This is a genomic window from Noviherbaspirillum sp. (assembly GCF_036846085.1).
Taxonomy (GTDB): domain Bacteria; phylum Pseudomonadota; class Gammaproteobacteria; order Burkholderiales; family Burkholderiaceae_D; genus Noviherbaspirillum.
The window spans coordinates 1-13,042 of the sequence record NZ_DAIUCO010000144.1 but is presented as its reverse complement, the minus strand read 5'-3'; the positions used below and the strand labels follow the sequence as shown (position 1 = coordinate 13,042).

General features: G+C 58.5%; 13 protein-coding genes and 1 pseudogene. 6 read left to right on the top strand and 8 right to left on the bottom strand.

From position 1 onward, the window contains the following. From V7080_RS16355 to V7080_RS16345, 3 genes and pseudogenes are all read left to right on the top strand, one after another. Positions 1–293 (top strand): annotated as a pseudogene (locus V7080_RS16355) (phosphotransferase family protein); the annotation flags it as partial. A gap of 59 nt (positions 294–352) precedes the next feature. Next, positions 353–1,615, top strand: coding sequence for an acyl-CoA dehydrogenase family protein (locus V7080_RS16350; RefSeq protein WP_334189458.1), 1,263 nt, complete (start codon positions 353–355; stop codon positions 1,613–1,615). A gap of 106 nt (positions 1,616–1,721) precedes the next feature. Next, positions 1,722–2,414: a glutathione binding-like protein gene (locus tag V7080_RS16345; protein WP_334189457.1), complete on the top strand. Its 693-nt coding sequence runs from the start codon at positions 1,722–1,724 to the stop codon at positions 2,412–2,414. Positions 2,415–2,474: 60 nt separating this feature from the next. Here V7080_RS16345 and V7080_RS16340 read toward each other — a convergent pair whose 3' ends face one another. The 6 genes from V7080_RS16340 to V7080_RS16315 all read right to left on the bottom strand — a co-directional run bounded on the left by V7080_RS16340 (position 2,475) and on the right by V7080_RS16315 (position 7,090). Then, positions 2,475–2,930, bottom strand: coding sequence for a MaoC family dehydratase (locus V7080_RS16340; protein ID WP_326857643.1), 456 nt, complete (start codon positions 2,928–2,930; stop codon positions 2,475–2,477). Positions 2,931–2,996: 66 nt separating this feature from the next. Next, positions 2,997–3,455: a MaoC family dehydratase gene (locus tag V7080_RS16335; protein WP_334189456.1), complete on the bottom strand. Its 459-nt coding sequence runs from the start codon at positions 3,453–3,455 to the stop codon at positions 2,997–2,999. A 37-nt stretch (positions 3,456–3,492) separates the two neighbouring features. Further along, positions 3,493–4,632: an acyl-CoA dehydrogenase family protein gene (locus V7080_RS16330; protein ID WP_334189455.1), complete on the bottom strand. Its 1,140-nt coding sequence runs from the start codon at positions 4,630–4,632 to the stop codon at positions 3,493–3,495. A gap of 9 nt (positions 4,633–4,641) precedes the next feature. Continuing rightward, positions 4,642–5,838 carry an acyl-CoA dehydrogenase family protein gene (locus V7080_RS16325; protein ID WP_334189454.1) on the bottom strand — a complete coding sequence of 399 codons (1,197 nt, stop codon included), beginning with the start codon at positions 5,836–5,838 and terminating at the stop codon, positions 4,642–4,644. Between the two features lie 174 nt (positions 5,839–6,012). After that, positions 6,013–6,366 (bottom strand): hypothetical protein, encoded by a 354-nt coding sequence (locus V7080_RS16320; protein ID WP_334189453.1) that lies wholly within the window; start codon positions 6,364–6,366, stop codon positions 6,013–6,015. A 289-nt stretch (positions 6,367–6,655) separates the two neighbouring features. Beyond that, complete coding sequence (locus V7080_RS16315) at positions 6,656–7,090, bottom strand: hypothetical protein (protein WP_334189452.1); 435 nt, start codon at positions 7,088–7,090, stop codon at positions 6,656–6,658. A gap of 234 nt (positions 7,091–7,324) precedes the next feature. On the opposite strand from V7080_RS16315, the gene V7080_RS16310 reads away from it, so the two are divergent. After that, positions 7,325–8,191 (top strand): PhzF family phenazine biosynthesis protein, encoded by an 867-nt coding sequence (locus V7080_RS16310; protein ID WP_334189451.1) that lies wholly within the window; start codon positions 7,325–7,327, stop codon positions 8,189–8,191. Positions 8,192–8,197: 6 nt separating this feature from the next. Here the strand turns inward: V7080_RS16310 and V7080_RS16305 are convergent, their stop codons facing one another. Next, complete coding sequence (locus tag V7080_RS16305; RefSeq protein ID WP_334189450.1) at positions 8,198–8,599, bottom strand: GFA family protein; 402 nt, start codon at positions 8,597–8,599, stop codon at positions 8,198–8,200. A gap of 250 nt (positions 8,600–8,849) precedes the next feature. On the opposite strand from V7080_RS16305, the gene ppnN reads away from it, so the two are divergent. Both ppnN and V7080_RS16295 read left to right on the top strand, forming a co-directional pair. After that, the gene (gene ppnN, locus V7080_RS16300) at positions 8,850–10,220 is read left to right on the top strand and encodes a nucleotide 5'-monophosphate nucleosidase PpnN (RefSeq protein ID WP_334189449.1); all 1,371 of its coding nucleotides are present in this window, start codon (positions 8,850–8,852) and stop codon (positions 10,218–10,220) included. Between the two features lie 61 nt (positions 10,221–10,281). Beyond that, positions 10,282–11,256: a dienelactone hydrolase family protein gene (locus V7080_RS16295; RefSeq protein ID WP_334189448.1), complete on the top strand. Its 975-nt coding sequence runs from the start codon at positions 10,282–10,284 to the stop codon at positions 11,254–11,256. A gap of 94 nt (positions 11,257–11,350) precedes the next feature. On the opposite strand, the gene V7080_RS16290 is transcribed toward V7080_RS16295, so the two are convergent. Continuing rightward, entirely contained in the window at positions 11,351–12,883 is a 1,533-nt protein-coding gene (locus V7080_RS16290) for a class I adenylate-forming enzyme family protein (protein ID WP_334189447.1), read from the bottom strand. Positions 12,884–13,042: the final 159 nt, after the last annotated feature.

Genomic DNA, 13,042 nt, shown 5'->3' with positions numbered 1-13,042 from the left:
GGCATATCCCGCAGGGACAATTCCGCGGCATCGGCGGGCTCGACCACAAGGCGCTCGGCATCCCGAGCGAAGAAGAATACATCGCGAAGTATTGCGCGCGCACCGGCAAGACCATTCGCAAGGAAGATTTCAATTTCTATCTCGCCTACAACATGTTCCGCATGGCCGGCATCCTGCAAGGCATCATGAAGCGCTATGTGGACGGCACCGCATCCAGCGAGCAGGCGCTGGCATCGGGCAAGTCGGCGCGCCCGATGGCGGAGATGGGCTGGAAATACGCAAGCGCGACCTGAGGCCGGCAGCATCGGCACCATAACGCTACTCACATAGACCACAAAGGCAAGGAGACATCATGGATTTCGAATACTCGGACCGTTGCAAGGAATTGCAGGCAAAACTGCTCGCATTCATGGATGAGCATGTTTATCCGAACGAGAAGGCGTACAAGCAGGAAATCGACCGCAACGGCGTCGAAAAAGGCAATCGCTGGCTTGCCACCACCATCATTGAAGATCTGAAACCGAAAGCCCGTGCTGCCGGACTCTGGAACCTGTTCCTCCCCAAGTCGACACGCGCCCCCGAGGGCCTGTCGAACCTTGACTATGCGCCGCTGTGCGAAATCATGGGCCGCGTGCCCTGGGGCGCCGAGGTATTCAACTGCTCCGCGCCGGATACCGGCAACATGGAAACGATCGAGCGCTACGGCACCGAGGAGCATAAACGCCAGTGGCTGGAGCCGCTGCTGCGCGGCGAGATCCGCTCGGCGTTCGCGATGACGGAACCGGCGGTCGCCTCTTCCGACGCCACCAACATCGCGACCCGCATCGAGCGTGACGGCGACGAGTACGTCATCAATGGACACAAATGGTGGATTTCCGGCGCGGGCGATCCGCGCTGCAAGATTTTCATCGTAATGGGCAAGACCGACCCAGACGCACCCCGCCATTCCCAGCAGTCGATGATCCTGGTTCCCGCCGATACCAAGGGCATCACCATTAAGCGTCCGCTGCCGGTATTCGGCTACGACGATGCGCCGCATGGCCATTGCGAAATCCTGTTCGAAAACGTGCGCGTGCCGGCATCCAACATCCTGCTGGGTGAAGGGCGCGGATTTGAAATTGCGCAGGGCCGCCTCGGACCGGGCCGCATCCACCACTGCATGCGCGCCATCGGCGTGGCGGAACGCGCGCTGGAATACATGTGCAAGCGCCTCAACGAACGCATTGCGTTCGGCAAGCGCGTCTCCGAGCAAAGCATATGGCATGAGCGGATCGCCGATGCGCGGATCATGATCGATACCGCCCGCCTGCTGACGCTGAAGGCCGCATACATGATGGACACGGTCGGCAACAAGCATGCGAAAGCCGAGATCGCGATGATCAAGGTCCTGGCGCCGAATGTGACCCAGCAGGTGCTCGACTGGGCGATCCAGGCGCACGGTGCCGGCGGCGTCTGCGACGACTTCCCGCTCGCGTATCAATGGGCCGGCAACCGCACGCTGCGGATCGCCGACGGTCCTGACGAGGTGCACCGCAATTCGATCGCCAAGCTGGAACTGGCGAAGCACATCGCCGTGCCGGCGAAAGACCTGGAACTGCCCATCACACGTTCCTGATCCCGTTCCGGCACCCGGGTCTCCTGCGGTGGAAAGCGCGGAGTCCCGGATTTCTGCATAATCGATGCAGAAATCCGGGACCATCGTCAACCTTGCAGGAGAACCCATGATCGACGTTTATTCCACCGCCACACCCAACGGCCACAAGGTCCATATCATGCTGGAGGAATGCGGCCTGCCCTACCGCGTTCATCACATCGATATCGGCGCGGGCGACCAGTTCAAGCCCGACTTCCTTGCCATTTCCCCCAACAACAAGATTCCCGCCATCGTCGATGCCGACGGTCCCGACGGCAAACCGATCTCATTGTTCGAATCGGGCGCCATCCTGGTTTACCTGGCCAGCAAGGTCGGCAAATTCCTCGGTAACAGCGATCGCGAAAAATTCAACACACTGCAGTGGCTCATGTTCCAGATGGGTGGCGTGGGTCCGATGCTGGGTCAGGCGCATCACTTCCGCATTTATGCGCCGGAAAAAATCGAATACGCAATCAATCGCTATACCAACGAAACAAGACGGCTGTATGGCGTGATTGACAAGCAGGTAAAGAAATCCGGCTACCTCGCCGGCGAGGAATACACGATTGCTGATATAGCGACTTTCCCGTGGCTGCGTTCATGGAAGAACCAGGGAATAGATTGGACGGAATTCCCGGACGCCAAACGCTGGTTCGACGAGATCAGCGAACGGCCGGCGGTTCAGCGGGGCGTGGAGGTATTGGCGAACCTGCGCAAGCCGCTGCTGGACGACAAATCAAGGGAGACCCTGTTCGGCGGCACTCAATACGCGAAGCGCTGAACATTGGACAGAATGAAAAACGGCGGCTGAATCATCAGCCGCCGTTATGTCAATCAGGTCTCAGGTATATCGGCGCGATACCGATTCAGCGACGCAGACCGGCTTGTCGCCGCCTTCGCGCTCCATCGTCACCTGCCAGGTCATCTGCGCACCGCCGGGAATATCCTCCACCGACAGCAATGTCATGCGGCCCCGGACCTTGCTGCCGACCGGTACCGGCGCGGGAAACCGCACCTTGTTGACGCCATAGTTGACGCCCATCTTCACGTCGCTCATGCGGATCGCGCTTGCCATCAGCATCGGCAACAGGGACAGGGTGAGGAAGCCATGGGCGATGGTGCCGCCATATGGGGATTCCTTGCGGCTGCGCTCCACGTCGAGGTGTATCCATTGATGGTCGCCGGTGGCATCGGCAAACATCTGCACACGTTCCTGCGTGATTTCCACCCAGTCCGATACGGCGACTTCCTGGCCGATGAGGCCCTTGAGTTCTGCGAGGGATGCGATTTCGCGCATGCTGTCTCCAATATAATTTGCTGCTGTTTTATCAGTCTGATGGCAACCGGATGCCCCGGCTGCCGGTCAGGCCGGCGGACGGCGCCGGAACAGGCCCATTCCCCTGACCGTCGCCACCAGCTCGCCGTGCTGGTTTTTCGCCTGCCACAGATTGACGACCACGCCTCGGTCAGGCTTGCTGGTCGACGGGCGCGTCTCCATGGCGGTCGTGGTGACGGTGAGCGTATCGCCGCCACGCACCGGCTTCAGCCAGCGGACCTCGTCGACGCCCGGCGACCCCATGCTGGCCGCATCGCGCAGGAAGCCGTCCACCATCATGCGCATCATCATGCTGCAGGTATGCCACCCGCTGGCGATGATGCCGCCATAGATGGAATTGGCGGCGGCGTCCTTATCGACATGGAACGGTTGTGGGTCGAATTTCGTGGCGAAGTCGATGATCTCTTCCTCGCTGACCGTCCGCGTTCCGATGTCGATCGTCCTGCCGACCACGAAGTCCTCGAAGTACCACTTCGGTTGAGACATTCACAGTCCTTTCGATGAATGAACGATCAAGGGCTTCCTAGGCAGCCTTCCTGAATCCCGGCTGTGCGGCAAAGCGCGCCAGATGGTAGTCAGTATCGCCGAGCGTGAGCTCGATCATCGTCAATCGCTTGAAGTGGTGCGCAGCCTGCACTTCATTGGTCACGCCCATGCCGCCATGCAGTTGCACGGCCTGCTGGCCGACGAACTTCAGTGCCTGGCCGATCCGCGCCTTGGCGGCGGAAACGGTACGGCGGCGTTCTTCGGCATCTGCGGAACTGATCTTGACCGCAGCCAGCGTCGCCATCGAGCGTGCCTGCTCAAGCTGCATGAACATTTCCGCCATCCGGTGCTGCAGGGCCTGGAATTTGCCGATCGGTACGCCGAATTGCTGGCGGGTTTTCAGGTATTCGAGTGTGGCTTCGTTCAGCGCCTCCATTGCCCCGACCGCCTCCGCGCACAACAGCGTCGCGCCATAGTCGGCGGCCGCGTCAAGCACATCCCAACCTGTGCCTTCCTTGCCAAGCAGCGCGGATGCGGGCACTTCAACGTTTGCCAGCGTGATGTCGGCGGCACGATGACCGTCGAGCGTACGGTACTCGCGCCGGGTCACGCCGGCTGCATCCGCAGGCACGACGAACAGCGAGATACCGCCTGTATCGCGCTGGCCACCGCTGCTTCGTGCCGAGACGATCAACTGATTTGCCTGCGCGCCATGCACCACGACCGTCTTGCTGCCATTCAGGACAAAGCCGCCGCCATTTGCCTTGGCCGTCGTGGCGATGTCGAACAATTCATAGCGTGACTGCTTCTCGCCGAGCGCGCAAGCCAGCTTCAGTTCCCCGCCTGCAACCTGTTCCAGAAGCGCTTCCTGACCGCCTGCCAGCTTGAGGAATCGCGCGCCGAGCACCGTGGCGAAATACGGCTCGATCACGAGGCCACGGCCGATTTCATGCATCACGACCATCATGTCCACTGCCGAGCCATTAAAGCCGCCCTGCTCTTCCGGCACCGGCAGTGCGGTCATGCCGAGCTCGGTCAGCGTTGCCCAAGCCTGGTCGGACACGCCCTGCTCCGACTGAATGATCTTGTTGCGATGATCGAAGGTGTAATCCTTCTCGACCCAGCGGCGAAGTGCGTCGGAGAACTGTTGCTGTTCTGGCGTAAAGTTAAAGTGCATGTCGTCTCCTCACAGGCCCAGGATCATCTGGGTAATGATGTTTTTCTGGATTTCATTCGAACCGCCGTAGATCGAGGTCTTCCGGAAGTTGAAGTAATAGCCGGCCAGCGGGGCCGCATCGTCGTCGCCCGCGATACTGTGCTCGCGCTCGCCTTCCAGGTAGTTCGGATCGAACGGCATTGCATACGGCCCGACGGCTTCCACCATCAGTTCCGTCAGCATCTGCTGCACCTCGGTGCCCTTCACCTTCAGCAAAGACGCCTCCGGTCCCGGACCGCGCTTTCCGCCTTCTTTATAGAGGACGCGCAGCACGGTCATCTCGAGCGCCATGATTTCGATTTCCAGGCTCGCCACCTTCGCGGAGAACACCGGATCTTCCATCAGCGATTTGCCGTTCTTGCTCTGCTTTTCGGCGAGGCGCTTCAGGAACAGCAGTTCGCGCTTGGCGCGGCCGACTGCGGCAATATTGGTCCGCTCGTGACCGAGCAGGTATTTGGCGTAGGTCCAGCCCTTGTTCTCTTCGCCGATTAGATTCTCGACCGGGACCTTGACGTTGTCGAAGAAGACTTCGTTCACCTCGTGCTCTTCGTCGAGCATGATAATCGGACGCACGGTGATGCCCGGCGTCTTCATGTCGATCAGGAGGAAGGAAATGCCTTCCTGCTTGCGTGCGGCGGGATCGGTGCGCACCAAGCAGAAAATCATGTCAGCGTGCTGTGCCAGCGTGGTCCAGGTTTTCTGGCCGTTGACGATGTAGTGGTCGCCCTGGCGCTCGGCGCGAGTCTTCAGCGACGCGAGATCGGAACCGGAGCCCGGCTCGGAATACCCCTGGCACCACCAGTCGTCGCAATTCAGAATACGGGGAAGGTAATGCTGCTTCTGCGCTTCGTTACCGAAGGCCATGATGACGGGCGCCACCATGTTGACGCCGAAAGGAAGGATGGAAGGCGTGCCGGCGCTTGCGCACTCCTCTTCCCAGATGTGGCGCTGCACCGGGGTCCAGCCTGTGCCGCCATACTCGACCGGCCAGCCGGTACCTACCCAACCCTGTTTGGCCACGATCTTGTGCCAGCGGACGAAGTCTTCGCGGGACAGTCGTATATGGTTGAGAACCTTATGCTGCAGGTCTTTGGGCAGATTCGCATCCAGGAAGGCGCGAACAGTGTCGCGGAAGGCAAGATCTTCCGCCGTGTAATTCAAATCCATGCTGTCTCCTCGTTAAATCCCAGCCAAAAAGCACGACCGTTCTAAAGCGATTATACAGTGGATTTTAATATTTTAGACACTGATTTCCGCGCGATTCGGCAGCTTTTCAAGTCCTTGATTGGAGAACGAAATCTGCCGCCGGTTCGCGTAGGGATGAATCATTCGCAAACGAATTCAAGCCGCTCCTGATTGGGCTTCGGGTTGGCGGGAAGAGGCCGCCGGTGTTTGATGATTGAGTTGCGATGCCTTGTCGGTACGGGCTTCGCTAAAGCTGGTGAGTTTCTCGACGTTGGCTCTCATTTCCGCCATCTGCTCCGCCTTCGCAAGCCGAACCAGGTTCCGCAGCGTTTCACGATACATATGCCGCTCGCGGCTTGTCGCGCCTTGGCCGCAGACAGCGCTCACCATATTGTTAATCACTTCGTCTGTGTTCAACTCGTTGTTCATCATGCGCACCAGGTTCGTTGAGGAAATTTTCTTAAACGCAAGTATGCCGGGCTTCGAAGCCGATAACTTGAGCAGTATCAATTTTTTTGCAGGAAAGGACGAACTTTGTAGGAATTTTCCTCATGATTTTTTGTCATCAAAATCTTTCGCACACGAAAAAAAACCGCACAGTTCGCACCGTGCGGTTTAAGTACTTCCTGGGAGGCCTTAAGGGACCGATTTCAGTCTAGGCCGGATCCATGTAATGGGCATTGCGTTTGCGCAATAGTTGATCGGAATAATCGATCCGCTGCGCTGGTCCTTGCCAGTCTTTCAACGAATCGCTTTCTTGAGCGTCGATCGAAAAGTCTTGCGTGATCGCTGGCAGAACTCATGCATGCACCAACCTTTGCAGTGCGAGATGTTGCATGTCATGCGGGAGGAATTCGCCGATGTCGCGACGCTTGCGGCGGCGGGGATGTTCGATTTCATCCATGCGCAGCGCCTTGGCCGCCTTCCACAATGCGACGTCCTCCGCATAGGGACGAAGCGACGATGTTTTTTCCCAGGTCACTTTCTGGTGTGAATGGAAATCCCAGTGCACAGGCGTCAAATCTTGCAGGACACCTTGTTCGCGCAGCTTCAACGCAAGTGTCATTACCTCGCCAGGGTGCGGGTTATCGGTCGGGAAATAGATGGAATTTGCCCATGCCCGGATATCGCAAAAGTCCAGGACCTTACCCGCAACCGGCTTTTCCCATAGATCGGGATATGCAGACTGGTTAGGCCAACGGCCAGCTCCTACCAGGGTACCTACCTTTAACATGGCAGTCTCCGTTCGAACAGAACACACTACACATTGCTGAAAATAGAAACGTCGTGAAAACGTCGCCTCAAAATTCTTTACTGTGTTTATATACAGTAAAGCGATTCTAGCCAATCTCCAAGCGGGTTTCAACCTGTCCCATCAAATTTCTTTTCAACACTTTCTTTGGCATTGCAACAGGATCTTGCTAGGCTTATGCCATTGATAAATCGGACAGATGAAGGGAAGGATCAAATGGCGCGATACGGTTTTCGCATCGTCAATGTATTTGCCGAATCGACTTTCGGGGGCAATCCCCTCTGCGTTTTTGAAGATGGCCGCGGTATCAGCGATGATCAGATGCAGGCGCTGGCGCGGCAGTTCAATTTATCGGAGACCACCTTCCTGATGCCGTCGGACCGGGCAGATGCCCACGTACGCATATTCACGACAGGATACGAAATGCGCTTCGCCGGTCATCCGACACTTGGATCGGCGCATGTGCTGAGGGATTTGCTTGGAAAAGGCGATCAACTGAAGCTCGATTTCAAGGCCGGCCTGGTGGACGTGACCGCTCAGGGCAATACGTGGACCTTCATCGCGCCGGCATCCGGCATGCCGGCCACACGCCCCACCGGGCTCCCTGACGAATTCATCGCGCGGATGGTCGGACTGACTGCGGCGGACCTGCTTGAGTCGCCGATGTGGGTCGATACCGGCGCGGACCAGTTGCTCATTCCTGTCAGATCCGTCGATGCGGTTCGCCGCGCGCAGCCTGCAGGCGATTTGCTCGACCAATGGCCTGTGAGCAGCCTCGGCAGAAAGACGGCATACCTCTTCGCGTTCGAGGAAGATGGCGGCAACAGCGCCAACGTCCTGGCACGTTATTTTTTCACCATGCAAGGAGGCGGTGTCGGCGAAGATCCGGGCACCGGATCGGCTTGCGCCAACCTTGGTGGATGGCTGATCGCAACCGGCAGACAACTGCCTCGCAAAGTACAGATACGCCAGGGTGAAGCGGTCAATCGCGAATGCAGATTGCATCTCGACGTAGGCACGAACAAGCGGATCCATGTCGGCGGCCGAGTGATCGAACTCGGCCGCGGTTTCGTCGATATCTGAACCATGCTATTCGTGCCCTGGCTGCCACTCTGCATGCGCAGGCACCGAATCGTCGAATGCCAGCCAGGGCGCAGCCTGCGATTTCCAGATCATGAATTCGGGTCTGACACCGGGATCATCATCGAGCGTCGCCACGCGCAGGATCAGGTACGGCTTGCCTTCCCTGCTGGCGAGGAGATGCGATCCGCAGACGGAACAAAAATATCGTTGTTTCCCGGGCGACGACTCAAACGACTTCAAGGCCTCCTGGCCGGAGGTCCATTTGAAATGCGCCGGCGTGACCCCCGCCGCACTGTTGAACGCCGCGGCGTGCGCCTTACGGCAGGTACGGCAAGCACAATGCTGGATGGATGATGCCAGCTTTTCGACTTCGTAAGTAACCGTCCCGCACAGACAACTGCCTTTCATATTGTCTCCTTCATATCAGTGTTGCCATCCACGCCGGCAGCATCGCGTCATCCGAGTGTAATGAGTGGCGCATTTGATGTCCATCATGCAAACAATGATCTGAGACGACTCTCTTTACGGATTGACATACAACGATAAGGAAGCCGTATCGCTGCAATCGAGACCGTAATAGAATTGGACGCATGCCGTCGCGGCGTTCAAGAAACCCGGGCAATCACCACAACAACACATGTCAATTGAATCCGAATCTATGGAATACAACGTTGTCGATACACAAATTTCACCGGAAGGCCGCCTCGAAATTCTTTCCAAAGCTGAAGTCGCCAAGCTGCTCGATACCAGCCAGGGCGGCTTGTACGACGTCTTCCGCAGCTGCTCGCTGGCGGTCCTGAACTGCGGCAACGGACTGGATGACGGCAAGGAACTGCTGGAACGTTACAAGAATTTCGATATCAGCATCATCCAGCGCGAGCGTGGCATCAAGCTCGACATGAAGAGCGCCCCGGCGCGGGCCTTTGTCGACGGCAGGATGATCAAGGGCATCCACGAGCACCTGTTTGCCGTATTGCGCGACGTGATTTACATCAACGACGAGATCAACGGCAATCCGAAGTTCAATCTCGAGACGACCGAAGGGCTTACCGACTCGGTATTCCATATCCTGCGTAACGCCAATGTCCTGCGGCCGATGACCACGCCCAACATTGTCGTATGCTGGGGCGGCCATTCGATTTCGCGCGAAGAATACGACTACACCAAGGATGTCGGTTATGAGCTTGGTTTGCGGGCAATGGACATTTGCACCGGCTGCGGCCCGGGCGCGATGAAAGGACCGATGAAAGGCGCCGCGATCGCCCACTCCAAGCAGCGCATCACCGGCGGCCGCTATCTCGGCTTTTCGGAGCCGGGCATCATCGCCGCCGAATCGCCAAACCCCATCGTCAACGACCTGGTGATCCTTCCCGATATCGAGAAGCGGCTGGAAGCGTTCGTGCGGGCGGGACATGGCATCGTGGTATTCCCGGGTGGCGCCGGCACGGCCGAGGAAATACTCTATATCCTCGGCATCCTGCTTCATCCCGACAATGCCGACCTCCCGTTCCCGCTTGTCTTCACCGGTCCGAAGAGCGCCGCTGACTACTTCACGCAGATCGATCGGTTCATCGGCGAAACGATCGGCGCGGAGGCACAGCGTCGCTACAAAATCATCGTCGACGACCCGGTTCGGGTGGCGCAGGAGATGCAGGACGGGATGAAACGGGTGCGTGAATTCCGCAAGGAGCGAAGCGATGCCTACTACTTCAACTGGCTGCTCAAGGTCGATCACGAGTTCCAGAAGCCGTTTTTGCCCACGCACGAAAACATGCGCAACCTGCAGCTGCAAAAAGACCAGCCCAGCCACTTGCTGGCCGCGAACCTGCGCCGCGCATTCTCCGGCGTCGTGGCCGGCAATGTGAAGGATCAGGGCATTCGCGCGATCGAGAAACACGGCAAGTTTGAAATCCGCGGCGACGCGAAAATCATGGGGCCGATGGATGCGCTTTTGTCGTCTTTTGTCGCACAGCACCGCATGAAACTTCCCGGAAAGAAATATAATCCTTGCTACCGCATCATCACGTAGATGCGGGAAAGAATAGGCCGCCGGAGAGCGGCCGATTCATACACCGCCAAGGAGATAATCAATGAAGGTAGTAAAAGGCCTGATTGCCGGCATCGCGATGGTGCTGGCAAGTTCCGTATGCGCGCAACAGTACGCCGCGCGCACGGAAGTCCATCCGATTCAAAGCATGACGTTGTCCACCGCGCAGTTCCTGAGCGGCAAAACCGACGGCAAACCAGTTACGCTCGCCGGCGAACTCCGTGTACCGGTCGGCAAGCCGGGCACGAAATTCCCCACCCTGATCGCGGTACACGGCTCGTCCGGCATCGGCATCAACATCGATCGCTGGGCGCACGAACTCAACTCGATCGGCGTCGCGGTCTTCCTCCTGGACTCCTTCACCGGACGCGGCATCACCAGCACCGTGGCTGACCAGGGCCTGCTGGATCATCTCGCGATGCTGTACGACGCCTACCGTGCACTGGATCTCCTGGCCACTCATCCGATGGTCGATCCGCAGCGTATCGGCGTTCTCGGATTTTCGAAAGGCGGCGTAGCGAGCGTGTACGCGGCGATGAACAGGTTCAACGAAACGTACGGCAGCAAGAAAGCCCGCTTTGCCACGTACATGGCCTTCTACCCGCCCTGCTACAAATACATCGACGACGAGAAGATCGATGCGAAGCCGATCCGCATCTTCCACGGCGAAGCCGACGACTATGTGCCGATCGCGCCATGCCGCGACTACGTCAGCCGCCTGCAGGCGCGCGGCGCGGATGTCTCCATCATCGGATATCCGGATTCCTATCACGGCTTCGACTCCCAAACGCTGCCCCCGCAGGTACGCCTGCCGCAGGCACAGCAGGCAGTGAAATGCCGGCTGGAGGAAGGTGCGGGCGGCAGCATCGTGAACATCGATACCGGCAAGCCGTTCGAACGCACCGATGCCTGCACCGGCGTAGGCGCAACCGTGGGCTACAACAAGGACGCGCACATGAAAGCGATCGAAGACGTCAAGCGCGAAGTGAAGGCGGTGTTCAAGATGGAAAGCAGATAACGCGATCCGCACCAGGTCTTGTTGATACGGATGGACGTAAAAAAGGGTTGCGCGACGCAACCCTTTTTCATTGCCAAAACGCCGGGGCAATCGTTTAGATTTTGCCTTCCCTTCCCTGCCAGTACTTGCCCCGCAATTCCCGCTTGAGTATTTTCCCGGCGGCGTTGCGCGGGAACTCCGCCAGTATCGCGACTTCCTGAACCCGCTGATAACGCGCGCTCACACGCTCGTTGATCCACTCCTTGAGTTCGCCTTCAGACAGTGCCCCGGCGCGCTTCAGAACCACCGCGGCAAGCGGCGTTTCACCCCATTTATCATGCGGAATACCAAATACCGCCGCTTCCAGAACATCGGGATGCCGCACCACGACTTCTTCAATATCGCGCGGATAGATTTTCACGCCGCCGCTGTCGATCATTTCCTTCTTGCGGTCGACCAGGTAAAGAAAGCCGTCATCATCGACATAACCCAGATCGCCGGTGCGCAGCCAGCCGTCGATGATTGCTTCGGAGGTGAGGTCGGGGCGCTTGAAATAACCCGGCATGAGCAGGGGCCCACGCCCGACGATTTCGCCGACTTCCAACGGCGCCGCCCGGGCCCCATCCTCACGCTCGATACGCATGTCGGAGAACGGCGGCGGCACACCCACCGATCCCTGCTTGCGAACGGCGTCATCGCGATCGAGGATCGTCATGAAACCTTCCGTCAGGCCATAGAGTTCATGAAAGCGTCCCGGCAGGAACCGGTTCAGCTTCTCCTTGTACTCGTTATGCAGCGGCGCGCCGAGCGACAGCACCATCTGCAGGGACTGCATGGCATCGGGATCGAAGCTGGGCGACGAGAGCATGGCGACGATCTGCGATGGCACCAGCATGGTATGCGTGACCTTCTCCCGCTTGATGGTGGCGATCAGTTCCTCGACATCGAACTGGGGATGCAGGACATAGGTCGCTCCTGCGTAGAAACACGGCATCAGCGTTGTGAATGCACCGTTGAAGACGATCGATCCGGTATGCAACACCACCGATTCCGGCGCGATGCGGAACGCGCTGGCCATGAGCGTGCCGTAGTTCGCCCGGATGGAATGCGTATGCACGATACCTTTCGGCAGACCGGTCGTGCCGCTGGTGTACATGATGTTGTAGATATCTTCCGGATGCAGGCTTGCATCGCTCGGCTCCGCATCGGCATTGTCGGTGAATCGCTCATAGCCGATGTAGCCCGGCGCATCCCCATCGGTCAATACGATTCGCCCTTCACCCAGCCCCGCCAAGCTGCTCCGTATGTCATCCACTACAGGCCGCAGCGTGTCGCAGGTAAACAGGAGCACCGCGTCGGAATCACCCAGCAGGCTGGCAAGCCCCGGGCCGAGCAGCATCGGCGAAAGGGGAACGACGACGGCGCCGGTTTTCGCGGCTGCCCAGTACACCTCCAGCAATTCCAGGCTATTGGGCAGCAAGGTGGCGATCCGTTGGCCTTTGCGCACACCCGCCGACTGCAGCGCGTTCGCCAGGCGATTGACGCGGCAATTGAATTCCGCATAAGTAAAGCGCCGGTCGCCGAACACCACGGCTGGATGGTGGGGCCGATAGCGCGCATGCCGAGTGATCAAATGTCCGATATGCATATGGGTTCCGAAATAATGTTGGGCAATGACAGAATCAGCGCAGCAGCCTGCCGTCCTTGCCGATCACCGTGATTTCCACGAAGCGCGAGCCAACGCGATTGGTCGGCGAAAAGCGCACGGTGAAACCGCCGGTGTCGAATGCGTTCATGGACTCCAATG

Bases quoted from the DNA above. Each gene is read 5' to 3' on its own strand.
- V7080_RS16350 (WP_334189458.1), top strand. From the start codon at position 353: ATGGATTTCGAATACTCGGACCGTTGCAAGGAATTGCAGGCAAAACTG.
- V7080_RS16345 (WP_334189457.1), top strand. From the start codon at position 1,722: ATGATCGACGTTTATTCCACCGCCACACCCAACGGCCACAAGGTCCAT.
- V7080_RS16340 (WP_326857643.1), bottom strand. From the start codon at position 2,930: ATGCGCGAAATCGCATCCCTCGCAGAACTCAAGGGCCTCATCGGCCAG.
- V7080_RS16335 (WP_334189456.1), bottom strand. From the start codon at position 3,455: ATGTCTCAACCGAAGTGGTACTTCGAGGACTTCGTGGTCGGCAGGACG.
- V7080_RS16330 (WP_334189455.1), bottom strand. From the start codon at position 4,632: ATGCACTTTAACTTTACGCCAGAACAGCAACAGTTCTCCGACGCACTT.
- V7080_RS16325 (WP_334189454.1), bottom strand. From the start codon at position 5,838: ATGGATTTGAATTACACGGCGGAAGATCTTGCCTTCCGCGACACTGTT.
- V7080_RS16315 (WP_334189452.1), bottom strand. From the start codon at position 7,090: ATGTTAAAGGTAGGTACCCTGGTAGGAGCTGGCCGTTGGCCTAACCAG.
- V7080_RS16310 (WP_334189451.1), top strand. From the start codon at position 7,325: ATGGCGCGATACGGTTTTCGCATCGTCAATGTATTTGCCGAATCGACT.
- V7080_RS16305 (WP_334189450.1), bottom strand. From the start codon at position 8,599: ATGAAAGGCAGTTGTCTGTGCGGGACGGTTACTTACGAAGTCGAAAAG.
- ppnN (WP_334189449.1), top strand. From the start codon at position 8,850: ATGGAATACAACGTTGTCGATACACAAATTTCACCGGAAGGCCGCCTC.
- V7080_RS16295 (WP_334189448.1), top strand. From the start codon at position 10,282: ATGAAGGTAGTAAAAGGCCTGATTGCCGGCATCGCGATGGTGCTGGCA.
- V7080_RS16290 (WP_334189447.1), bottom strand. From the start codon at position 12,883: ATGCATATCGGACATTTGATCACTCGGCATGCGCGCTATCGGCCCCAC.